General features: G+C 37.2%; 24 protein-coding genes. 7 read left to right on the top strand and 17 right to left on the bottom strand.

Annotated features, from left to right (window positions below):
• Window positions 1–22: 22 nt before the first annotated feature.
• Together PQ479_RS00760 and acnA are read right to left on the bottom strand one after the other, a co-directional pair.
• Window positions 23–472: a MarR family winged helix-turn-helix transcriptional regulator gene (locus tag PQ479_RS00760; protein ID WP_047989455.1), complete on the bottom strand. Its 450-nt coding sequence runs from the start codon at window positions 470–472 to the stop codon at window positions 23–25.
• Between the two features lie 103 nt (window positions 473–575).
• A complete protein-coding gene (gene acnA, locus PQ479_RS00755; protein WP_047989456.1) occupies window positions 576–3,290 on the bottom strand; it encodes an aconitate hydratase AcnA in 2,715 nt (904 codons plus the stop codon).
• 287 nt (window positions 3,291–3,577) lie between these two features.
• On the opposite strand from acnA, the gene sspO reads away from it, so the two are divergent.
• Together sspO and PQ479_RS00745 are read left to right on the top strand one after the other, a co-directional pair.
• Window positions 3,578–3,736 (top strand): small acid-soluble spore protein O, encoded by a 159-nt coding sequence (sspO, locus tag PQ479_RS00750; protein ID WP_047989457.1) that lies wholly within the window; start codon window positions 3,578–3,580, stop codon window positions 3,734–3,736.
• Window positions 3,737–3,751: 15 nt separating this feature from the next.
• On the top strand, window positions 3,752–3,892 hold the full coding sequence (locus PQ479_RS00745) for a small acid-soluble spore protein P (RefSeq protein WP_047989458.1): 141 nt from the start codon (window positions 3,752–3,754) through the stop codon (window positions 3,890–3,892).
• Between the two features lie 46 nt (window positions 3,893–3,938).
• Here PQ479_RS00745 and PQ479_RS00740 read toward each other — a convergent pair whose 3' ends face one another.
• Window positions 3,939–4,433, bottom strand: a complete 495-nt coding sequence (locus tag PQ479_RS00740) for an acyl-CoA thioesterase (protein ID WP_047989459.1) — start codon at window positions 4,431–4,433, stop codon at window positions 3,939–3,941.
• 836 nt (window positions 4,434–5,269) lie between these two features.
• Between PQ479_RS00740 and PQ479_RS00735 the strand changes: the two genes are divergently transcribed.
• Together PQ479_RS00735 and PQ479_RS00730 are read left to right on the top strand one after the other, a co-directional pair.
• Complete coding sequence (locus PQ479_RS00735) at window positions 5,270–5,605, top strand: hypothetical protein (protein WP_047989460.1); 336 nt, start codon at window positions 5,270–5,272, stop codon at window positions 5,603–5,605.
• Window positions 5,606–6,021: 416 nt separating this feature from the next.
• The gene (locus tag PQ479_RS00730) at window positions 6,022–6,945 is read left to right on the top strand and encodes a peptidoglycan-binding protein (protein WP_047989461.1); all 924 of its coding nucleotides are present in this window, start codon (window positions 6,022–6,024) and stop codon (window positions 6,943–6,945) included.
• A 55-nt stretch (window positions 6,946–7,000) separates the two neighbouring features.
• Here PQ479_RS00730 and PQ479_RS00725 read toward each other — a convergent pair whose 3' ends face one another.
• Window positions 7,001–7,195, bottom strand: a complete 195-nt coding sequence (locus PQ479_RS00725) for a hypothetical protein (RefSeq protein WP_047989462.1) — start codon at window positions 7,193–7,195, stop codon at window positions 7,001–7,003.
• Window positions 7,196–7,214: 19 nt separating this feature from the next.
• A complete protein-coding gene (locus PQ479_RS00720; protein WP_047989463.1) occupies window positions 7,215–7,640 on the bottom strand; it encodes a hypothetical protein in 426 nt (141 codons plus the stop codon).
• A 167-nt stretch (window positions 7,641–7,807) separates the two neighbouring features.
• Here PQ479_RS00720 and PQ479_RS00715 point away from each other — a divergent pair, with 167 nt between their 5' ends.
• Window positions 7,808–8,245, top strand: coding sequence for a DUF2621 domain-containing protein (locus PQ479_RS00715; protein ID WP_047989464.1), 438 nt, complete (start codon window positions 7,808–7,810; stop codon window positions 8,243–8,245).
• Between the two features lie 792 nt (window positions 8,246–9,037).
• On the opposite strand, the gene PQ479_RS00710 is transcribed toward PQ479_RS00715, so the two are convergent.
• The 8 genes from PQ479_RS00710 to PQ479_RS00675 form a co-directional block, all read right to left on the bottom strand.
• Window positions 9,038–9,562 (bottom strand): CcdC family protein, encoded by a 525-nt coding sequence (locus PQ479_RS00710; protein ID WP_047989465.1) that lies wholly within the window; start codon window positions 9,560–9,562, stop codon window positions 9,038–9,040.
• Window positions 9,563–10,494: 932 nt separating this feature from the next.
• Window positions 10,495–10,806, bottom strand: a complete 312-nt coding sequence (locus PQ479_RS00705) for a hypothetical protein (RefSeq protein WP_273716694.1) — start codon at window positions 10,804–10,806, stop codon at window positions 10,495–10,497.
• Between the two features lie 303 nt (window positions 10,807–11,109).
• Window positions 11,110–11,325, bottom strand: a complete 216-nt coding sequence (locus PQ479_RS00700; protein WP_047989468.1) for a YneF family protein — start codon at window positions 11,323–11,325, stop codon at window positions 11,110–11,112.
• 158 nt (window positions 11,326–11,483) lie between these two features.
• Entirely contained in the window at window positions 11,484–11,942 is a 459-nt protein-coding gene (gene sirA / locus PQ479_RS00695) for a sporulation inhibitor of replication protein SirA (RefSeq protein WP_047989469.1), read from the bottom strand.
• Between the two features lie 426 nt (window positions 11,943–12,368).
• Window positions 12,369–14,363 carry a transketolase gene (tkt, locus tag PQ479_RS00690; RefSeq protein ID WP_047989470.1) on the bottom strand — a complete coding sequence of 665 codons (1,995 nt, stop codon included), beginning with the start codon at window positions 14,361–14,363 and terminating at the stop codon, window positions 12,369–12,371.
• Window positions 14,364–14,543: 180 nt separating this feature from the next.
• Window positions 14,544–14,783, bottom strand: coding sequence for a DUF896 domain-containing protein (locus tag PQ479_RS00685; protein WP_047989471.1), 240 nt, complete (start codon window positions 14,781–14,783; stop codon window positions 14,544–14,546).
• Between the two features lie 133 nt (window positions 14,784–14,916).
• A complete protein-coding gene (locus PQ479_RS00680; RefSeq protein ID WP_047989638.1) occupies window positions 14,917–15,564 on the bottom strand; it encodes a YneB family resolvase-like protein in 648 nt (215 codons plus the stop codon).
• The gene (locus PQ479_RS00675) at window positions 15,560–15,802 is read right to left on the bottom strand and encodes a hypothetical protein (protein ID WP_047989472.1); all 243 of its coding nucleotides are present in this window, start codon (window positions 15,800–15,802) and stop codon (window positions 15,560–15,562) included. Before PQ479_RS00675 ends, PQ479_RS00680 begins: the two co-directional genes overlap by 5 nt.
• A gap of 152 nt (window positions 15,803–15,954) precedes the next feature.
• Between PQ479_RS00675 and lexA the strand changes: the two genes are divergently transcribed.
• Window positions 15,955–16,584: a transcriptional repressor LexA gene (lexA, locus tag PQ479_RS00670; RefSeq protein WP_047989473.1), complete on the top strand. Its 630-nt coding sequence runs from the start codon at window positions 15,955–15,957 to the stop codon at window positions 16,582–16,584.
• A 47-nt stretch (window positions 16,585–16,631) separates the two neighbouring features.
• On the opposite strand, the gene PQ479_RS00665 is transcribed toward lexA, so the two are convergent.
• The 4 genes from PQ479_RS00665 to PQ479_RS00650 all read right to left on the bottom strand — a co-directional run bounded on the left by PQ479_RS00665 (window position 16,632) and on the right by PQ479_RS00650 (window position 23,646).
• Complete coding sequence (locus PQ479_RS00665) at window positions 16,632–20,750, bottom strand: DUF6359 domain-containing protein (RefSeq protein WP_047989474.1); 4,119 nt, start codon at window positions 20,748–20,750, stop codon at window positions 16,632–16,634.
• A 377-nt stretch (window positions 20,751–21,127) separates the two neighbouring features.
• A complete protein-coding gene (locus PQ479_RS00660; protein WP_273716692.1) occupies window positions 21,128–21,301 on the bottom strand; it encodes a hypothetical protein in 174 nt (57 codons plus the stop codon).
• Window positions 21,302–21,438: 137 nt separating this feature from the next.
• Complete coding sequence (locus PQ479_RS00655) at window positions 21,439–22,536, bottom strand: GntR family transcriptional regulator (RefSeq protein WP_047989475.1); 1,098 nt, start codon at window positions 22,534–22,536, stop codon at window positions 21,439–21,441.
• A 63-nt stretch (window positions 22,537–22,599) separates the two neighbouring features.
• Window positions 22,600–23,646, bottom strand: a complete 1,047-nt coding sequence (locus tag PQ479_RS00650) for an aldose epimerase family protein (RefSeq protein WP_047989476.1) — start codon at window positions 23,644–23,646, stop codon at window positions 22,600–22,602.
• A gap of 300 nt (window positions 23,647–23,946) precedes the next feature.
• Here PQ479_RS00650 and PQ479_RS00645 point away from each other — a divergent pair, with 300 nt between their 5' ends.
• On the top strand, window positions 23,947–24,261 hold the full coding sequence (locus PQ479_RS00645; protein WP_053070443.1) for a hypothetical protein: 315 nt from the start codon (window positions 23,947–23,949) through the stop codon (window positions 24,259–24,261).
• The last annotated feature ends 87 nt before the right edge of the window (window positions 24,262–24,348 follow it).

The following is a 24,348-nucleotide window of genomic DNA, read 5'->3' as shown; positions in this document are numbered from 1 at the left end:
GTCCGAATGAAATCAGTATCTTTTAGGAATCAGCCGTTGAGGATTGAATAACCTCTTCAAAAGCATGCATCGTTTTAACAACATGCTGGAGATCTTCTAAAGGAATCTTAGTAAAATAATCCTCTAATACCTTTTTTTCGAACTTTTCAAGCTCTGTTTTTATCTTTACTCCTTTTTCTCCAAAGATCAATTTCCATTCGCGTCTATTATCTGGGTTTAATTGTCTTTTTATTAAATCTTGCTCTTCTAACTTATCGACCATTTGTGTAACCGCACTTTTACTCACATTTAGATATTCAGCCATTTTTTTCATGGTTATTTCAGGGTCTCTTAACATTAAGAATAAAATCGTCTCTTGTTTTTTTGTTAATTGAATTTGACTAAGCTGACTCACTTGCGGCAAAATGTATTTGGTCAAACGATGAATCGAAGCTTCCATCTCTAATAGTATTTCCCTATAATGTTCTAACACGTATGACACCTCACTTTTATATCATTAAGTTAAACAAAGCTCCTCGTAAATAGCAATTAAAAAACCAGCCTACTTGGATAAATAGACTGGTTTATCATTTGTATTAAGCTAGCTTTTGACGTAAAACCATTTGTAAAATACCACCATGCTTGTAGTAATCTACATCAACTTCACTATCAAAACGAACTAATGCTTCAAATTCAGTTTTGCTTCCAGCTTCATCAACTGCAACTACCGTTACGTATTGACGCGGTTTAACATCAGCTGGTAATTGAACTTCAATCGTTTCTTTACCTGTTAATCCGAGGCTTTCAGCACTCTCACCTTCTTTGAATTGAAGAGGAAGTACACCCATTAATACAAGGTTACTACGGTGAATTCTTTCATAACTTTCCGCAATAACTGTTTTAATTCCTAAAAGATTTGTTCCTTTAGCGGCCCAGTCACGAGAGCTTCCCATTCCGTAATCCTTACCAGCTAAAACAACTAATCCTGTATCTGATTCTTTGTATTTCATCGCTGCATCATAAATAGACATCACTTCTTCTGTTGGCCAGAAAGTTGTGAAGCCACCTTCTGTACCTGGAGCGATCTGGTTACGGATACGAATATTCGCAAATGTACCACGCATCATGACCTCATGATGTCCACGACGAGATCCATATGAGTTAAAGTCACGTTGCTCTACGCCTTTTGAAAGTAAGTATTTACCTGCAGGTGTATCTTTTCCGATTGCACCAGCTGGAGAGATGTGGTCAGTTGTAACCGTATCGCCAAACTTACCAATCACACGTAGACCTGTTAATGGCTTAATTGTCTCAGGCTCTTTTGATAAACCTTCAAAGAAAGGAGGGTTGGCAATATACGTCGAGTCATCATCCCACTTATACAATGAATCATCTGTCGTATCAATTTCATTCCAACGCTCGTTACTTGAGAAAACATCTTCATATTCACGACGGAAAAGTTCTGGTGTTACAGTTTCTTTGACTACTTTTCTAATTTCCTCAGCAGATGGCCAAATATCACTAAAGTAAACATCTTTTCCATCTTTACTTGTACCAATTGGATCATTTTTTAAATCGATATCAACCGTACCTGCTAAAGAATATGCCACAACTAATGGCGGTGAAGCTAGGTAGTTAGCTTTAACTAACGGATGAATACGACCTTCAAAGTTACGGTTTCCTGAAAGAACAGATGTCACTGTTAAATCACTTGTAGAAATCGCCTCTTCAATTTCGTCTTCTAACGGTCCAGAGTTTCCAATACATGTTGTACAGCCATAACCAACAATGTTATAACCTAACTTCTCCATATAAGGAAGCAATCCAGAATCTGTTAAATATCCCGTTACAACCTTTGATCCAGGTGCTAAGGATGTTTTCACATATTCGGGTACTTCTAATCCAAACTCAACGGCTTTTTTGGCAACAAGACCAGCACCAATTAAAACGTATGGATTCGATGTATTTGTACAGCTCGTAATCGCAGCAATCGCGATTGAACCTGTTTTCATCGTTGTTTCGCGACCATCATTAAACTTAATGTCCACTTCTTTCTTAAACTCTTCTTCTGTTAATCCTAATCCTTGTGTTCCTTGTGGAGCCACAACAGCATTACGGAATGAAGACTGCATATCTGATAATGGTACTAAATCTTGCGGACGTTTAGGACCAGAAAGATTTGCTTCAATTTGAGTTAAGTCAATTTCTACTACGTCCGTATAAGTAGGGTCTGGAGTTTCACCTGGAACGTAGAATAAGCCATTTTCTTTGCTATATTCTTCAACAAGTGCGATTTGTTCTTCTGAACGTCCAGTGAGACGGAGATAGTTTAACGATTCGCTGTCAACTGGGAAGAATCCACAGGTAGCACCATACTCAGGAGCCATGTTTGAAATCGTTGCACGGTCTGCAAGTGGCATAAACTCTAAACCAGGACCGAAGAACTCAACAAACTTACCAACTACTTTTTTCTCACGAAGTACTTGTGTTACTTTTAAGGCAACATCTGTAGCCGTTGTTCCACTTGGTAATTCACCTGTAAACTTCACACCAATAACTTCAGGTACTGGGAAATAAGAAGGTTGTCCAAGCATTCCAGCTTCCGCTTCAATTCCTCCAACACCCCAACCTAAAACACCGATACCGTTAATCATTGTTGTATGTGAATCGGTTCCGACAAGTGTATCTGGGAAAGCAATCGTTTCACCATTTTTCTCAAGAGCATGTACCACATTAGCTAAATACTCTAAGTTCACTTGGTGGACGATACCTGTAGCTGGCGGAACGGCACGATAATTATCGAATGCTTTCTTTGCCCAGCTAAGGAACTCATAACGCTCTGCGTTACGTTTGAACTCTAAGTTCATGTTATAAATCAATGAATCACTTGTCCCAGCTTTATCAACTTGAACAGAGTGGTCAATTACTAAATCAACTGGTATTTCTGGATTGATTTGACTTGCATCGCCACCTAAGTCTGCCATGGCTTTACGTAAAGCAGCTAGGTCAACAACAGTTGGAACCCCTGTAAAGTCTTGTAAAATTACACGTGATGGTTTAAAAGGAACCGAAATATCCTCATTTTGACCATCTGTTCCCCATTTTGCTAAGTTCTCTACATGTTCTTTTTTAATGAAGTAATCATCATACTGACGAAGCACAGATTCTAATAACACCTTAATTGAGTAAGGTAATTTAGAAACTTCGCCAATTCCTGCTTGCTCAAGCGCGTCTAAGGAATAATACTTGTACGACTTGTCACCAACACTAAATGTTTTTTGTGAATTGTAAACATCTAAATTTTTTGACATATGTATTCCCTCCTCCATATCAATAATACCGCATACAATTAAATTTGTCTAAATTCCGAACTCCTTCCATACAAGAAGTACCGCAAAAGAAAACGCTTTAAATGTATTTCATACGATATCCCTTTTATAGAATAGCAAAACTTATGAAAAGAATAAATATTATTTTTTATATTTAATCAATTCTTTTTCAGAAAAAATATAAGAATTAACTTATTTTAATTGGTTGGGAGCAATTGCTATCATAGTCCAACGCACATACGGAGATGCTAAAAGTGGAGGTGTTTGATATGAAGAAAAAATCGAATCACATTATTCCAAATATGAATCATGCTAATTCACAAGGTAATGGTGCTGGTTATCAATCTTCTTTTCAAGAGGAAATGGCTAATGAGCCACTAAGTGCTACAGAAAAGCAATTTAATAAAAAGACAAAAAAAAGACAGTAAAGGAGCATAAAATAGATGGAACATCATCGTTCAACCAAAAAAGAACATAACACAGCTAAATCTCAACGACGTAATGGCGGTCAACCACTACCTTTAAGTGGTTCAAAGAAAACAAAACAAAAAAACCATGTTAGCCAAACAAATGGTGAGGGTTAATTGAAAATTAAAAAGGCGAGAATTTCTAACTCTCGCCTTTCCTTCTTTATTGGTTCTGTTGTCGCTTCTTCCGTTCTTCCGTTCTCTTCTTACGTGTTTGGAATCTTTCCTCAGCCCCCACATACTGCCACTTTTCTTCTTCTGTTTCAGCAATAACTTTGGGAACAGGAGTTGGTTTGCCCTCACTATTTAAAGCAACAAACGTCATATAAGCTGTTGCTGTCAGCCTTTTTTCTCCAGAAATTAAATTCTCTGCCTCTACTTTCACATAGACTTCCATGGATGTTTTACGTGCAAAAGTGACGTAAGCTTCGATACAGATTGCTTCTCCCGTATGGATCGGGGCAATGAAATCCATACTGTCACTTGAAGCCGTCACAACCGCGGCACGTGCATGTCGCATTGCTGCAATACTTGCTACCTTATCAGCATTGGCCATAACCTTCCCACCAAACATCGTACCATGAAAGTTCGTATCTGGTGGTAAAACTAAATCCGTTAAAATTGTTTTTGATTCTTTTGCTTTTTTACTAATTTCCATCACTTACTCCTTTTAAAGAAAAAATAATATCACTTCTCATTATACTTTGTCCTAATCTTCCTTGCCTATAGCAAAGATAAAATTATCATAGTATATAAAATATTCAACAATTACAACGGTCCATTCATGACTGGTTTCTCATTCACTTTGTATGAAAGTTCAATGGGTGATGCTCATTTTCAAGACAATTTGACCTTTTGGTCTTTGTTTTTTGTCCGTTTTTGAAAATCGAAAGCACCTTATCAGATGAATGAATTCATCTGAATGGTGTTTCGATTTTCAAACTTCACGCAAATGCGTGAAGTAGCCAAGCGAGCTTGGCTAACGGTCCAAAAACACTAGGATTTCAGATGCTAATCCTGATGAGTTACTACACTCTCTTTTTTGTTGGTGGTGGCTGGTTGTGCGGTGCGCTGAATCTTTTTGGGATAGCCCGTGCAGCAACACCAAAAAAGGGGCGGGGCTACGGCAAAATGAGAGAATCCTCAAAAACCTTTTATGAATGAAGAGCCACCAGTTAAAGAGTGAAACCGTACTTTCATTTTAGTTATTGTTGTAAGAGTGATATCTGTACTTAAGTATTAGCAATACCCAGCGGACGAAAATATGCAGAGACTCCCTCGGTAAAAGCTCCCTCGGGACGTAGTGGCAGAGCCGAGTTCCTGCGGCGTAGCCGAATAGCTCAGCGCCCCCCCCCCCAGGACACCGAGCATAATTTCCGGTAGCAACGAGCAACGCTCCATGTTGCACTAACTTCCATACAAAAAAAACTTCTCAATCTCACCTTTTAGGCTTATAATGATAAATATCTTTTCAAAGATTAAGAGGTGAGTAATGTGAAAAGAATGGCTTTAGCAATTATGCTTTCCATCTGTTTGTTCCAACTCGCATTTTCGCCTTATACAGAGATCATTTGGCATCAGACAAGTCACAACTATCTCGACGTTGACCGAATTGTCGCTGATGATCCAGGAAAGACACCACACTTTTTTGGTGACGATAATGAAAAGAGTAGCCACTATACAAGTGCACTCCTTTTAAATGTATTAGTCATTCTATTTATACATGGGATAGCGTTTGTATTTACCACTAGAAAGGGCTGGTTATACCCGAAGCTCTTTCAGTCAAATTACCTCAAAGAGAGCCCCTTTTTGCAAAGTAACTATTTGTAAAAAAGGAGGCGAAAACGATGATGGTAATCAGATTTATCATGATTGTCTTTTTATCATTAACAGCTCTAAGTTTCTTTACATTTCAAGGAATTGAAGGCGTTAAAGCTATGGTTGACTTAATGAAATCCAGTAAATAATTCATAAACCTCACAAAATGAGCGTCCCTCATTTTGTGAGGTTTTTTGTTTTTTTTTCGTATTATTATAACAAAATGATGACGAAGAAGACGATACTTACCCGGATTTTACAAATAGATTTCAACCAGATTAAATAGCTAGAGAATGTATTGCTAGTTCACTTAGAGACTGGTAGGATTGCAATCGTTGGATGATTAAAGTCCAAACAAGCAGATTAGCTCCACGAAAACAAGAGTTACTTGATGAAAGGACTCGCAATTAAAAGGAGGTTTTCACTTGATGAAAAAGAAATCTACATCAAGACTACTACAACGAATGGGCTTGCCGCTGGCTGCTGCTGGATTGTTTATTCTCTTCTCACCTGAACAATCTTATGCACACTCAGAGGGAAAAAATGAGCTACTCCAAAAAGGGATGGAAGGTTCTCAAATTGAAGAGCTACAAGAAAAACTGGCGGAACGAGGCTATTTCGTCGAGGAAGATATAACAGGTCTTTTTGAAGAGGAGACTCAAAATGCCATAAAACAATTTCAAAAAGAAAATGACTTATTAGTAGATGGGCTTGTCGGGCCACAAACACTTGGTGCCATTACTGTACTTCGAATAGATGATGAAGGTTCCTTAGTTAAAGCCTTACAAGAAACTTTATCAGAGCTCGATTACTTTGATGGTGATGTGAATGGTCAGTATAACAAAGAAACAAAAGAGGCTGTTTTAGCCGCACAAAAAGAGTTTGAAATTGGTATTGATGGTATAGCAGGACCTGAAACATTCTCAGCGATTTACAATGCTATTTATAAAAGTGAACTAGAAGCGGTAGCTCCTACTCAAACAAGTCAACCCAATGAATCTGAAGTTAATGAGTCCAATGAACAGACAGAATCAGAACCTAGTGAACAAGATGAACAAGAAGGACAAACACTTTCAGTTGAAGCCACTGCCTACACAGCAGAATGTGAAGGCTGTTCTGGTATAACGGCTACAGGCATTAACTTATTAGAAAATCGCGATAAAAAGGTCATTGCCGTTGACCCTACAGTTATCCCTCTAGGAAGTACTGTATATGTGGAAGGTTATGGTGAAGCTATTGCAGGAGATACTGGCGGAGCTATAAAAGGGAATAAAATTGACCTCCACATGCCAACAAAAGATGAAGCCATCCAATTTGGGCGTCAACAAGTACAAATTACTATCTTAGATTAATGAGTAATAAAAAAGGACAGTGCTGAAAAGCCTGTCCTTTTTTATGCCCAAATACTCATTTAGTCCAGCCTGGTTGATATGTGTAAATGACATGACCGTTATGTCTAGCTGCACCTCTAAAACTCAAAAAGTCCTCTTGTTTTGTTAACACCGCTCTAAAATCTAAAAATTGATCCTTTTCAACTACATAACGTTCGATTTTTCCATCTCTTAATTGCTGTAAAATATCAGTAACCCCTTCAGACATCATTTACTCCCCCTTATACGTTTCACCCATAAAAGTAAGGTAATATTTTAATAGCAAACATGGCAATTACAGCTAATGACAACCACAATGTAGATTGAAATAAAGAAGCCATTTCATCATAAAGCTCTCGGTTTTCTTTAAAGTACTCAAGCATTTCTCTCATTTTCTTTGCTGTTATACCTAATAACGCTCCGATGATTAACCATAATAGGATAACAGCAACAGTCCATGAAGTAAGCCAATCTGTTACCATCACAACGCCAGAAATGAAAGAAAGCACAATCGCTCCATGTGCAACCTTAAAAATAGGCCGATAAATAGCAAAAACTACTTTTAATTTGTTTGTGTCCGTTATAGGAATCCCTTTTATTAAAATGGGTAATGGAATTAAAATAAAAAAGATCACGGATATGAGGACATGAATCCCGTAACTGATAATAAATGTCATAAACGCTTTCACCCCCTATCTATTTTAGCAAATGAGGTTTAAAAGAAAAAGCAAGATTGTGACGAGATTACGAAAATATGATTTATTTACTTACTTTCATACGTTGATATTCCCTTTTTTCTCGTAAATATGGTAGGATATAAACGATATCAAAAGAGGTGACAAACATGAATGATTGGTTTATGTGGTTCATCGTTTTTTGGACAATCTTTCTTATCACTGTCATGTTTATTGGCGGGTACTTTATGTTTAGAAAATTTCTTAAAAGGTTACCTAAAGACGATGGAAAGTCAATATTAGATTGGCAAGAGTATTATATTGATAAAACGTTACATTTATGGGAAGAGGATAAGAAACAGCTATTAAACGAGTTGGTAGAACCTGTTCCTGATTTATTTCGAGATGTTGCAAAAGGTAAGATCGCAGGGAGAATTAGTGAGCTTGCTTATAATGAGGGTGCAAAAAAGCTAACATTAGAGCACATGATTCGTGGTTATATTCTGGCAACACCAAAACGAGACCACAAATTCTTACGAAAAAAGCTCAATGAATTAAAAATTGATGTAGATCCATTTGAGTACTTATTTGAAGAAGTAAAAAGTTAAAATGAAAAACTCTCCCATGCAAGGAGAGTTTTTTGTATGAAAGTTGATGCTGGTACTCATGTGCGGAGTTTTGATCGTCGCTACCGAAAATCATGCTCCGCGTCCTATGGGGTGGTGCTGAGCTAATCGGCTTCGCCACTGGATCTCAGCTCTGCCACTGCGTCCCATGGGAGTCTCCGCATGTTTTCGTCCGCTGGGTTAGTACTTATTCTCAAGTAATAAAACAATCTAACTCCTTTCTTTTTAAACGAAAAAGTACAAAGGCAAAGTGAACGAAAAGCCACCAGTTAAAGAGTCAAACACTACTTTTACTCTCTATGTTGTTACTTCCCGGCTTTTCCTACAACACTCGGCACTACTTAAATGAAGTTCCACCAGTCAAAAAGCCAGACACCACTTTCATCCTTGTTGGTGGTGGAACGGTTTTGGCTCCACCATGCGGGTTTTGTATGAAAGTTATCTAAACCTCATGTGGTGAGCGTTAATCACCGCTACCGAAAATCATGCTGCTAGACAATCACGCGGTGCTGAGTTAATCGAGGGTTGGTTTCTGTAGATGGAAGAGCTAATCAGCTATGCCCCGCCATCCCTCCGCTGAAGTTCCTGTAAACTCAATATTAGGCTTGCCATTCATAAACGATTTTGATGGTTCTCTCACTTCACCATATCTCCGCCATTCTTTTAGAAGAAACTCACAAGAGCCATTCCCAAAAGCTTCAGTACACGGACACCCAGCCATCATCAACAAAATAGAGGCATTAGCTCATTTTTATTATTTAATACAATACTTATTTATGTATGGATGCTTGGTATTTCTTTTGTTTCATTACTTTGGTTTATTATCTTTTTGTAAGACCTAAGCATCGCAATTCTCCAAGGTAAGATCATAGAGAATGCCATCACAAAAAACATACCCGCTAATGTTTCAACTTCAATAGAATAACCTAATACAACTCTTAATAATATCCTCACTACTAACAATCCAATTAAAATGAACACAAACATTTTCGAACGTTTTAAATAAATATGGCTATCGATCCGTTCAAACTTTGATGTTTTTATAAGTAAAAACGAAAAAAGTATTCCTAATGCAACGGATTCAATGATTTGAATTCCATGTAAGTGTGTCGGCTCATATAAAAACATCAAAAACCCAGTAGACATAAATAATGGAGGCAACACAATCTTTTTGGCGGTCACTGGTTTTAATTGTGATTTAAGGCGAATGAATATGACTATAACCGCCATTATAGCTGCACCCAATGTTGAAAAAATTAAATAATATGGCTCCAAAACTTTCAATCCTTCCGCTTCCATAACATTTTAATCATATCTGTCTATTACGATACCGCACATTTAAAAAAGTTACAATCTACAGTTCGATAATCATACTTAAGGTGGATTTCTAAATAATCAATAGGGTAAACGACACTAAAGTTAATGAGATGGTCAAAACTTTCTAAAAAAATCTATTTCTTTCCTTGACAATTAAACGTATAATTCAACTATAATCAAATCTACTAAAAGGAATTTTACATTTATGTATATATATTTAACTGGCATAACCTTAGTCATTGCCGCATTTACACTTTTATTATTTTCTGGGATACTTCCCTTCGGCTACACCTCTTGGAAAATTTCATTAGGATCAGGTATTGTTTTAGCTATAGTAGGTGCCTACCTAATTTTTAAAGCTGTACAGAAATTCGAAGTAAAAAAAGTGGATAAGGATTAAGTCACTGCTTTTAAGATGGACACTTTCAATAGCATTGCTAGTAAACAGGCTAAAAATGCATCAGTTAGCCTATTAAACCAATTTTATCTTACACCCTGCTACTTTCCTTCAGAAACGCTAGGAGACTGTCATGTATCTATTCATTATCACGCTCATATTACTAGCTGTTATATTAAGTTGTTATGCTACTGAATTCTTATTAAAGAAATTCTTTCCTAGCATCTCAAATAAACTTCGTAATGCCCTACAATACCTTCCAGGTGCAGTCATTACTTTTTTTATTTCCAGCCAATCCTCAAGCAATGCAATCTTTATAAGGGCTTTATTTTTCTCCACCGTTATTTTATGTATCTTCACCCTAATGATTTGGTTAAAAAGTCTTACTATCAATCCCAAATAACATGATTTTTATATCGATATGAAGAGGCTTTGAAACCAATATGATTATATTCACCTTTGCTTAGTAGAAATCCATTGACAGAAAAAACAGGGTTTTACTCTTCCCTGTTTCTGTTTAAATTGAATTTATTTTAAATAAAACCACTCTAAATTTCTTTTCACCATGATCGGTTAATCTTTCCCAGACAGCCGTTTTTCCATTAATATATGGGTAAAAGCCATTGTCATCTAACTGGGCTATCGCTTTACTTTCAAATGAATAACCATATATTCTATTATTTGATTGCCAAACCAAATAATCATCACTGATATCATAAAAGAAAATATTACCTTCAAATAATTGAATCTTTTCCTCTTCTTCAGTATTCAAAGCCAGCAAATATAATTTACTTTTTTGTTCATCATGATGATCTTCCTGCCAAGCCAAATAGTGTTTATTAACCTTCGGGAACGCTACCATATTCTTAACCGGCAAACTCTTAATCATTTCCTTAGATTGAAGAGAATAGATATTTATTTTTGTTAGATAAAGTCTTTGAATATTTCTTTTAACAACAAAAAAACCACTCCTCCTTTGGTTAACTTTATAACCAAGAAAAAGCGGTTTTATGAATGATTAAAAGATTAATTGTAATTCAAAAGGAAAGATTAAGCAGATGGCATTTTTGCTCAAATTTTATCCGTATTAATTAATGGCTTATACGCCAAGAACGTTAACCCTTCAACCTTCTTACTTACCTTGTTGCTTTTGCATCGCTTGCATCATTTGGTTAATCTTTTTCTGTGATGGCTTTTGACCCATTTGCATCATCATCACTCGTAACATTTGTTCATTAATTGGTGGGTTTTTCTTTAAATATGACATCATCGTCTTTCTAGCGATGAAGAATCCAATTGCGACTCCTGCTAGAACTGCCACTGTGTACCCAAGAATATGCAACCACATATGTCCAACTTCCTCCTTCAGCCTATTAAAACGTTCAAGTTATCTCAACTAACTTGAATCAACCTTTTCCATTATATCTTATGAGAGCTTGTTTTAAAAGTCTATTCTCCTATCATTTCGGAAGATTTTGAAGGAATAAGTGAAATCTTTTAAAATGTCTAACACCAATAATGCTTATTCATGTATTGTTCTTGGCGAATAGGATTTAACCACCCATAATGTTCATGGTTGGTATCAACAGCAAAGTAACATGGATCAAGTCTTCTAAGCACTTCAAAAAATACAGTTTCCGCTTCTGGCCCACCCGTTGCTTTTATCCGTAAATAGTTGGCATGAATGTCTAATATGGCTTCACTTTTTGGCTTGTCTACGTGGACATAATAAGAATTTTCTTGTTCAATAAATTCTTGTTTCCCTTTTATGAGTGATTTTAGTTTCTGTTGAATGAGTAATGTTGGAATTGGTCTTGAGATATATTGTATTTGTCTATCGAAAATACTTCGTTTGGATGTCGCTGCCAATTCGCGCTCAAGAAATAGTTGATATAGCTTGAGTTCTCTTCCGCAATAATGGCTGGCGATGTTTTCTCCTAATAAATATATGTGGTAGTGTCTCATACTTACACTCCTTCCAACCAGCTTTCTATCTATTATAAGTAGATTTTACTGAATTTGCTGTCTGAAGTTGGAGAGAACACTGACTTGTTTTGTCGAAATTGCACTAGTTTTTGTATGAAAGTGGACTTCGGGGCGATAGTTTGTGCCTTGATGTTAGCTGGTCATCCATCTAGCGATAAATGACCTTAGTAGGACAGTGAACCCTGTTTATTCAGGCCGACTCCTGGTGTGACCGAGTTGTAAACGTGCCAACAGTTTGAACAGTCGCCACTACTTTCATTATTGTTGGTGGCGGAGTGAATGGGGCTCCGCTATGGGCGTTTTAGTATGAATGTTAGTGCGAACATAGAGCGTTACTCTACTGAAACTATGTATAGTTAAAAAAACCTCTACACTCAAAATGATGTGTAGAGGTTTTGCTTGATTTTATTGAATGAGCGCTTTTACTTTAGCCACTACGTTATCTACAGTAAAACCGTACTCAGCTAATATTTTGTCTGCAGGTGCTGATGCTCCGAATGTATCGATAGCTAACACATCCCCTGCTAAACCAACATATCTTGCCCACCCTAATGAACTTCCCATTTCAATACCTAAGCGAGCTGTAATATGTGGTGGTAATACAGATTCTTTATAACTCTTTGGCTGTTTTTCAAAACGATCCCAACTAGGCATACTGATTACATTGGCAAAGATTCCTTCTTTTTCCAGAAGACCTTGAGCTTCAACGGCAAGTGAAACTTCAGAGCCAGAAGCTAAAAGAAGTACATTTGCTTCACCACTCGCTTCAGAAACAACATAAGCACCTTTTTCCACACCTTCATATGCTAAGTCTGCTGTCGTTTCTAGAGTCGGTAAGTTTTGACGCGTTAAAACAAGTGCGGTCGGTGTATCTGTACTTTCTATTGCATGCTTCCATGCAGCAACTGTTTCGTTACTATCTCCTGGTCTAATGACTGATAAACCAGGCATTGCACGTAGTGAGGCTAATTGTTCAACAGGCTCATGGGTTGGACCATCTTCACCAACAGCAATACTGTCGTGAGTAAATACATAAATGACAGGCTGATTCATTAGTGAAGCTAGACGTATAGCTGGACGCAAATAATCTGAGAATACAAAGAAAGTCGCACCAAACACCTTTAAGCCACCATGAAGTGACATACCATTTACTGCCGATCCCATTGCAAATTCACGTACACCAAACCAAATATTGCGACCTTCATAATGGTCTCTTGAAAAGTCTCCTAAACCTTTCATATACGTTTTGTTTGAACCAGCTAAATCAGCAGAGCCTCCAAAGATTTGAGGAACTTTGTTAGCAATCGCATTCAAAACTTCTCCAGAAGAAGAACGCGTCGCTACACTTGAACCAGCTTCATAACGTGGTAATGCCTCATCCCAACCTTCAGGAAGTTTGCCGGCCATCGCTAGTTCATATTGAGAGGCTAATTCTGGGTATTTTTCTTGATATGCAGCAAAAAGCTCATTCCATTTCGCTTCTTTTTCTTTACCTTCCTTCTTTTTCTCAGCAAAGAATGCCTCTACTTCTTCTGGTACATGGAACTCTTGCTCATATGACCATTTATAATATTCTTTTGTGCGTGTAATCTCATCTGCACCTAATGGCGCACCGTGTGAATCAGACTTACCAGATTTATTCGGTGAACCATAGCCGATCACCGTCTTCACTTCAATTAATGTTGGTCTATCATCAGCTTTGGCCTGCTCAATTGCTTGGTTGATCTCAGCTAAGTCTCGTCCATCTTCTACACGAATGACCTGCCAACCATATGCTTTATAACGATCTTCTACACTTTCTGAAAAAGAAATATGTAAATCACCATCAAGAGAAATATCATTTGAATCATACAAAACGACTAATTTCCCTAATTTTAAATGTCCTGCTAGGGAAGCCGCTTCTGCTGATACACCTTCCATCAGGTCGCCATCACCACAAATACTATATGTGAAATGATCAACAATTTGATAATCTTCTTTATTATAAGTCGCAGCGAGATGGCGTTCTGCCATGGCCATACCAACTGCCATGGCAACACCTTGTCCAAGCGGTCCAGTTGTAGCCTCTACTCCTGCCGTATGACCAAACTCTGGGTGTCCTGGTGTTTTACTACCCCACTGTCTGAAATTTTTCAATTCTTCAAGAGGTAAATCATAACCCGTTAAATGTAGGAGGCTATACAATAACATGGAACCATGCCCTGCGGATAAAACAAAACGATCACGATTATCCCAATTAGGGTTATCAGGATTATGGTTCATGAACTTCGTCCACAAACTAAATGCCATTGGAGCTGCCCCCATTGGCATCCCCGGATGACCTGAGTTTGCCTTCTCTACAGCATCGATAGAGAGTGTACGAATCGTATTAATTGCTAATTGCTCAATAGTAGTTGTCATTTTATTTCATCCTTTCCTTTAAATCCATTACCTTCGCTTTTTATCATATCGTTTATACACATAAATCACAAGCAATTAAGGTGTTCATAAAAAAATTGATACTGACTCATTTCACTCTATAGAACATATAAAAAGCTGCCGCTAATTATGTTCAGAATAACTAGCAGCAGCCTTGTCTATTTAATGGGTAAACCCTTTGTACGTGTCTTTGCTTTTTTTTAGTGCCTCCGGTGTCACATCATCACCGTTTTCATCGACAACCTTTACGCTGTGTAATTGATTTTTAAATGCCCCTCTAAATGTTTGAATATATTCTTTGCGGAGCTTCTGCTGTTCTAACTGTTCTTCTTTCGATAACCCCGTTGTCTTTGATCTTTTTGATAACTCATTTATACGATTAATCTTGTCTTTCGATAGCATATCATCCACTCACTTTCTTATACAAAACATCCCCATTAAACCTTTAATGAGTGTAGCATGTTTAATTTCATTGATGCAAGCATTAGCGTTCACCTGATCATAAACTATCGAAAAAGAAAATACATACACGTATTTATTCAGATTGTCTCTCTTTTATATATTGTTGATATCTACGGTGCACGGTTGCTTTTGATACATCAAAACCAAACCCTCTTAAAGTCGCTGCAATATCATGAAACGTTAATTCAAGTTGGCGTAAACGAACAATTTCCTCAATCGGTACTTCTTTTTTGGTTCTCCCCCCCGCTTCTTGATTTTTAATATTTCTTTGTGGGTTAAATCCTTTTTGAACGGCTTTTTTCATTCCTCTACTTATCTTCAAATTATGTAGTTTCCGTTGATATTCTTCAACAATAGCCACGATATCTAACACCATATGATCGGCATCTGATAATTCTAATTCTCCATTATGTTGAAATGTGTAAATAGATGTATTATATTTTCTTAACTCATGTAAGATAGCCATCTTGGCATGACCTCTGCCAATCCGTGTATCATCCTGAACTAATACTTGATGAACAGTCTCTTCTTTACATTCTTCTAACATATCTAAAAGTCCAGGACGATCAATGGAATAACCACTTTCAATCTCTTCATATACTTGAACGATCGACCAGCCTAAACGATTTGCATAATCGGTCAGTTCTTCTCTTTGTCTTTTTAGCGAGGTTTGTTGACTTTGTTTATCTGTACTAACTCGACAATATAAAACGACATTAATTTTCTCCATCTTCCTCTAATTCCACCTTTTGATGATTAACAGTAAATTGCGACTTCTGCTCTTCTCTTTTTTCAAATTCAGCATTTGATACAACTCTATCAATTTCCTCTGAAGATTCTATTACTATTTCATGTTTCTCTAATTCATCATTAGTCAATAGTAAAGTAAAGCACATAAACATTAAAGTCAAAAAACCTGTACAAACAATCGCCCACTCTTGCCCTGATAATCTTTTCATCCGAAACACCTCATTTATAGAATGTACGTTCGCTTTTATCATAAATGAGAACAACTGTTTGTGTCAACCGTTTTTTAGAACTTATGTTTGCATTACATATGTTCGCATGGTACAATTTAGTTACGAAGGAAATATAAGCGAGGTGACAGCTCATGACAAAACTATCAAAAAGGCAACAAGAAATACTAGATTATATTAAAGTTGAAGTACGAAAAAAAGGATATCCACCTTCAGTTAGAGAGATAGGCGAAGCAGTTGGACTAGCTTCAAGTTCCACCGTCCATGGGCATTTATCTCGATTGGAAAAGAAAGGGTTTATCCGTAGAGACCCTACTAAACCTAGAGCGATTGAAGTATTAACTTTGGATGATACGATGGTGGAAGCCAATCAAGTGGAAAGAAAAGCAAATTATATTCCGATTATCGGGAAAGTCACAGCAGGTCTTCCTATTACAGCCGTTGAAAATGTTGAAGGTTATTTGCCTTTACCTGAGCATTTAGCAGCTAATGAAAATACGTATGTACTCGTCATTGAAGGAGATAGTATGATTGAGGCTGGTATTTTTAATGGAGATATGGTTATTGTGAGACAGCAACAAACCGCCAATAATGGCGATATCATTGTGGCGATGACAGAAGATGAAGAAGCAACCGTAAAACGTTTTTTTAAAGAACAAGACTATATTCGTCTACAGCCAGAGAATGCGACCATGGATCCTATCCTATTAAAAAATGTTTCCATTCTCGGGAAAGTAATTGGTGTGTTCCGCACGATCCATTAATTTGTTTTTTATGAGAAAAAGCCTTTGGAACCCAAAGGCTTTTTCTTTTAGTTCATCGCTATACGTCTTCTGTTATATTGAAACATGATAACAGAGATTATGAATAATAATACCCCAAGCAATAGCCATTGATAATGAGAAGTGGCTGTATGTGGTAACGTCTTTTTATTATTGTCACCTGTTCCTCCTGTTCCTCCCCCATCAACTTCATCATCTTGATTTTGTTCACGATCTTTTTCCTTATTATGATCATTCCCGTTTTTCTCCTCTTCATCCAGTTGTTCCTTGTCACCTTCTAAAACTGTAAAAATAGAGAAGTGGTTTGTCGTTGCTGTAACACGCTCACTATCAACGCTACTTGATGGAAGAACATCCCACTGTTGTTTCTTTTCATTCCAATGATAAACAGCTAGATTCTCACTATTTGTAACGGCATCAGCAACGTAGGTGAATGATAATGTAATAGGTACGTCAAAAGTTTTGACTAGGTCTTTTCCTTCTTTAATTATTAACTCGTACACAGTACTTGGTGTGCCTTCCGTATATACCAGCTGATTTATAAATAATTGAAAGGACTGTTCACCTGTAAAATTCTCGAGCGGGATCAAAAGAGTTAAACCGGTTGAGATGAGTTCTAACGATACTTTTTTTTTCACTAAAAGCCTCATTTGCTCAACTGTAAGTGAAAGAACCAGTTCCTCTGATTCAACCGAACTTAAATCGACGATGAGCGTCGCACTTTCAGCAAGCATGTCTAAGTTCTCTGAGCTAATCGTAGCCTCATGCCCACTCATTTTGATATCCGCTATTAAGAAATCAATAGGCTCCTCGGGATGTGGTTTAGGCTCTTCAGGTTTTGGTGTTTCTGGCTTTGGTTCTTCCGGCTTAGGATTCTCAGGTTCTGGTTCTGGTGTCGGTTCTTCTTCCGGTAATGAGCTAATCTCAGCAATTCTACCTTCTACGTGATAGGCAATCGGTTCATGGAATGTTTTGACAAAGGCAATCAATGCCTCCAAATCCTCTGGGCCAGTTACCATATTTTTCGCATATTGACCCATTAATCGATATTTATCTCCATTTGACTCAGCCATATAGTTATTAGTTGTTACCGTATACGTTCTACTCTCATCAATCAAAGAACCATCTAGTAACATAATATCGACAACTTCATCGCTCGTTTGATCCCACGTATAATGAAAGCCTGCTATACTAAAATCCGGGCCATAACTCGTGATTTGTGCGTTTAAGATTTCACGTAGTTCAGCTCCGGTTACTTCAAAGGTTACTAAGACATTGTTAAACGGTACGATATTAAACAATCGGTTAAACGTTATTTCTCCTGCGGGGAGCTGGTCACGTATTCCGCCACCATTCATTAAAGCAAAATCACTTTTCATCTGCCATAACATGCTATCAGCAATTAAATTACCAAGTGCCGTGTCACCATCATTAGAATAACCACCAACCATATCAATTGCTGCATGCCCTACCACTTCATTTAAAATAGGAGCTACACGGTTTTCATAGTCTGCTAGAATTGCTCCAACCGCTGGTTCAGGTTCGATTTTAGCTTGGTCGACATAGATGATCTCCGCTTCCTTTTCAACTATATCTCCTGTTACAGGGTCTATGGTTACGTCAACCGCACCAAATGCTTTTCCATATTCATAAGCTTGAACAATCAAGACATCGTCAACCATCGCATTGACAATTTGATGGTTATGCCCGGCAAAAATTATATCTACTTCATCATCTACTTCTTTGGCTAGATCTGCTGCTGGGCCTACCGCTGTCTCACCTGACTGTGTGGCAGCCATATGGGCAAGTACGATAATCGCACGTACTCCTTGTGCCTTTAATTCTTCTACAGCGGAATTCACAGCTTCTACTTCATCAGTAAATTCAATATCTTTGATGCCATCAGGGATAACCATATTAACCGTATCGGTCGTATTAACACCGATAAAAGCTACTTGCTCGCCTTCAACCTCAACAACTTCATAAGGCGGAAGGAAATGCTCACCACTTTCTTTATCCAAACAGTTTGCACAAAGCAATGGGAAATCCATGCCCGCATATCCGGGAGAACCTTTACCTTCAGGATGATCTCCACCCTTGACAATTCTCATTAATTCTTCTGTTCCTTCATCAAATTCATGATTTCCAACCGTGCCGAAATCAAAGCCAATTTCATTCATCATTTCTATCACAGGCTCATCTTGAAATAAAGCGGAAACAGGTGAACTGCCACCTATCATATCTCCTGCATGGACGATAAATGTATTCTGATTACGTTTTGACCATTCATTTAAATAGGCAGCCACATAATCAAATCGACCTACTTGTAATAATTCTTCTCCAACCGTTACCGGATAAGTTTGATCTATTTTTCCATGCAAATCATTGACACTTAATATTTGCATGGAAATGAGTTCCTCATCCGGGATGATTTCTTCGCCCGCTTCTACATAACCATTAGCTTCTGCTTCTTCAACCGATGCAAAGAAAATTCTTTTATCTACAGGGACCTGCTCCCATTCATTCGGTTCAACATACGTTTTTGTATCCGAGTTACCGACATATCGATGTAGACCATTCCCTGTTTCCCTTGCTCTAAATTCAAAAGGCATCTCTAATAATGGATTTTCGGGATTCCAAATACCGATTTCTGCATCCTTTGCTTTGCGAACAGTTTCTTGATACAATTCATAATCTTCCGCGTCACCAACCGGCCATATAAAATATGTAGTTGCATAACCAGCCCTCACCATTTCTAAGTTGATATTTAATCCATCACTTTTACGTACAATTTGAGCTAAAAGTCGGCCATACTGGTCTGTTGCTTCTGGCCCAACTAATACTTCAACTTCATCACCCACTTCTAAAAGTTCTTTCATGTATTCTGTTGCTAAATCACCATGATATTTTTGATTTTCATCTAACTCGTTCTTGATAGATTGATACGTCTCTGGTGTATCCATATTAAGAAAACGTACAGCTGTTGCCCCTAAAACAGGTGTAGCTAAGTGAATCGTATCGCCATCGGTAATTCTCGCTACAGTTGATTCATATTTTCCTTCTGGATTTGGAGCTTCGGGTTGTTCATCTAACAACGTAAAATCATTGCTTGAACGTGGCAATAGTTGATACGTATTATATTGACTTAAAATACCTGTCACAGAATACCATGATCCTGTTGTGATATGCTCAATGGCACCCGTACCTTCCATCACTCGTACCGTAGTTCCGACAAAATTCTCATCGATTAAACTTACATTATAACCTCCACCTGCTGGGCTATCAGGTATATGTTGAATAAAACCTTCTACTTCAACTAATTGACCTTCTAATGGTTCGGCGATAACAGGATCATTTAAATCGCCTAAGTTTAATGAAATCGGTTCTGGTAAAGGATGACCTGCTGATATCTTGGTCACTCCACTTTCAGTTGGGACCACTTCTAATAATCCGTTATACTCAGTTAAATGTCCTCGAACTTCAACAAAATCCCCTTTTTGTAAAGTAGGAAAGTTTGATTTATTAAAATGAAAAATATTAATACCTGCTGTCTCGTCTTGAATATACGTTGCAAACTGATTTCCCGAACTAATCGTATCTGTATCAACGGTCACAACACCTTGAACAATTACTTCTGTATTCATTGATAATTGTCTTGCTTGCTCAATAGAAATGTGTTGAGGGTCTTCAGGCGGTGCAGGCTCATTCGTATATTCTATTATTTGAAAGCCTGAAGCTGATCGTAAACCTGGTACTGAAAAATACGGTTCTAAATCTCCAGTAATCTGTACTTTCGCATGATAATTCTCTGGGTTATCTACGACATTTAAGCCATTTCTGACCTGGCCGGTTGGTAGTTGAATAGGCAACATCTTTCGTATATCCGTCTCATCAGGATGTTCCGCAATGGCAACGTTCGTTTTTGAAGTAAAAGGTGGTGCTAACGTAAAGTTGTTTTGGCTTGCCACTGTGCCAACTATGTAACCTTCTACTGTCGCTCTCCCTTGATTATGTTCAATGGCTTCTGTTACTGAAATAACTCCATCCGCACTTTGTGCTTGTCCTTGCCAAGCTGGCATTACACTAGTGACTGTAAGTAGCACAATCAAAAACACACTTAAAGCTCGTATAAAACGGTGATTGTTCATTCATTTCCCTCCTGTAGACTGAATAGTCGGATTTTTCACTGTAGATCAAGAACTAAACCCTTTATCACAATAATAAAAAAATCCTAACAAGGAAAGAATACCACTTTTTCTCAAGGAAAAGATTAACGTTATGTAAAAATAAGGTTAAAGTATGAAAAAGCATTGAGAAGCTTTAAGACTTATTGTTCAATTTATCGACAAAATCATAGGCCTTTTTCTCAACTTTAGTAAGGCTATTTCACAATAGCAATTACCTATGAGGATAGACCCATTGAGTTGAGTGTTTTGTAGGTCAAGTTCACTTGAGAAATGAGCACCACCCATTTAACTTTCAAATAAAAATAGAAAAGAACTCCTTACGAAAAGGAGTTCCTCTTTTACTTCGTATTCTTCTGTTTACTTCTTAGTGCCAAACTAAAGATCGTTGTCAGTAATAATAAGCCCGCTACAATGATGAGAGCATAATCAATCCATTTTCCAAAGCCCCAGTCTACGACAAGTAAGCAAAGTAAAACTAATACAAAATTTAATCCAATTTGAAAGTTTTTCATTTTGACTTATAGGCGATTTTTCTCGCCATCCTTCCTTTCATCTTCATCATGCCTTTATTATAACATCTTATTACGTAAGGATAGGGTTTAAAACTATAGAGACGATAATTCTCTACAAATGAAAAACTTGGCTTCTTTTAAATTTCTTTGGTAGAGGTTCGAACAATCAATTCTGGCTCGTAAAAAAACGATTCAATCGTTGTTTGATTTCGTTTATGACGATTCTCTACTAATCCGAGAATCATTTGAGCTGCATCGGCACCCATTTTCATTTTTGGGTGAGCAACTGTCGTTAGCTTCACTTCGGAAACAGTCGCCAAAAATGAATCATCATATCCAATTATTGAGAGATCTTCAGGTACACGTATTTTATGTTTTCTTAACACATCTAATAACTGAATAGCCAGTTCATCATTATAGCAAACTAATGCAGTTGGCAACTCTTGATTCGTTTGCAAGACTCGCTCTAGCTCTTGATTTGGCTTACCTATCTTATCTTCTGACGTATAACTAATCAAATTAGCAGGATGGATTGGTATTTGATAATCACGGTGTGCTTTAATATAACCTTTCATCCGTTTCGTACCTTGTGAATCATCCGTTTTAAAAAAGCCCACAATATTCGTATGCCCTAGCTTAATTAAATACTCCGTTTGAATGTATCCGCCTCGCTCATCATCAAGCATTAAACAAATTGGCTCCAATTCATCATAAGCCGCATTAATCATCATATAAGGAATGTTCATCCGCTCAAAATTGAAATAATAGTTTATATTCGGATTAGAAAAAGCACTTTTTGTAGGTTCAACAATTACACCATCAATGTTTTGTGTGATAATGGTTTCAAGAATTCTTTTCTCATTTTCAATATCATTATTTGTACTATACAAACTCACCTGATATCCCCGTTGGCTTAAATACGATTCCGCCCCTCGAATAATGGATGGGAAAATATAATCGGAGATATACGTTGTGATAATAGCAATATTTTTTTGTTCATGATTCTCTTTTTTGATCGCTGCTTGCCGATCCGCACAAAAAGTACCAGCTCCTTGCTCGCGGTATAACCAGCCCTCGCTAACAAGTTCACCGATTGCCACACGAATTGTATGGCGACTGACATCAAATTCTCTCATGAGTTCATTTTCCGAACTTATTTTTTGATGGGCAACATACGTACCATCAAATATTTTTGATTTAATAAACTGTTTCACCTTACTATATTTTGTCTGCATGTCTCGACTCCAATTCACAAACGAAATCTATGATAAACACTTCAATTTTAAATAGGAAGCTTTTTACCTATGTACGGAAAATGTGTAGATTGTTTTAGATTCATATAATTCTCCTTTTTTTAATACGACAGAAGGAAATGTGGGGTGATGAATCGCATCTGGATGCTTTTGCGTCTCTAAACATAAACCGATATATTTTTCTGCCGTTCTATCACCAATTTGAAGTGTTGAAGATATATGATTACCTGTATACAACACAACACAAGGCTCGGTCGTCGTTACTTCCATAAGCCTGCCACTACTCTCGTCAAGAAGTTGAATCGGTGAGTCTTGTCCTTCATTTAAGATAAAGGGATGATCGTACCCGAAGCCGACTAATTGATTTTGAGGGTGTTCGGAATGCACACCATCAAGAATAAGACGCCCTTTTCTAAAATCAAAGGGTGTTTGCACAACTGAATGATACTCTCCCGTTGGTAATAAATGTTCATCTAATTTCAAAAAGTGCTCACTTGGCATTGTTAATTGATGCTTCAACACCGTTTCTTTTGCTTCTCCACTCAAATTAAAATAACTATGATTCGTTAAATTAAGAAGGGTATCTTGGTCACTTGTCGCTTGATAAGATATTGAAAAAACGTCATCAGATGTTAAGCTATAGGTTATTTTTATGGTAACATTACCTGGGTAACCCTCTTCTCCGTCTACACTCGTATACGTTAATTCTAACGCAACACCTTGCTCGCTCTTTTTTTCCTCCACATGCCAAATCGCTTGGTCAAAGCCTTTAACACCACCATGCAAATGATGTTCCCCTTCATTACTAGCTAACTGATAATTAGTTCCATTTAATTGAAATTCTGAACCTTTAATCCTTCCTGCCACTCTCCCAATGACTGCTCCGAAATAAGGAGCTTCCTGATAGCCTTTTACTTGTTCAAAACCTAAGACGATATTCTCTCGATTTCCATGTTTATCTGGCATCATTATTTTAGTAATAATGCAGCCGTAATTAATGACAGATATGGATAAATCAGTTGCACTTGATAATGTATATTCATAGATCGGTTGTTCGTATAATGTATCAAACTGTTTTTTGGTGATATCCATTTCGTTCTCCTTTTCATTTGGAAGTGATTAAACCTGGTGCAAATATCGTACTTAACGTCGCAATAGAAAATTAAATCTTGCATGGTAACAGCTAAAAAAGTTAACTCGTACGTATAAGTATACATAATTAATGGGACGATTAGAAGAAATATCTAACCCAATAGACGATTTATTCTAAATAATTGATTTACTAATTAGCCTATGAGCATTTAAATCAAGAACTTTGTATTTTCTGGTTATTTTTTTCGTAAGAGGGGGTAAAAAAGAATGGAATAATAATGATAAGAAAGAGTGATTATCATGAAAAAAGCTGTATATTCCTTGTCTTTTTTATTACTCTTTGCGTGTTCACCCAATTTATGGGATTCTGAATTTGTCCAATTTAACGACATCACGTATATCTTAACCAACGAAGAAATCGAACAGATGAATATCGAACAATTTCTTGGTCAAATCACAGTCAATGCGAATGAAGACAATGCGTATGGTGGTAATTTTTCAAATATTTATGAGGTAGGCACTAAATTGTACCAAATATTCGATATCTCCCCTAACGAAGCAATTGCCATTGAGATTGAAGAAGGTAAATATATAAAAGCGATGTTTCAAGAGTAGAAATGATTGAGCTTTTGCCTTTGGGTGAACAAGGTTTGTTGATTAAATGGGTGTTAGACAGATGCCCGTCCACAATGCAACTAACTC

This window comes from Alkalihalobacillus pseudalcaliphilus, assembly GCF_028610675.1.
GTDB classification, from domain to species: Bacteria; Bacillota; Bacilli; order Bacillales; family Bacillaceae_D; genus Alkalihalobacillus; species Alkalihalobacillus pseudalcaliphilus.
This window is presented reverse-complemented; position numbering and strand designations above follow the sequence as displayed.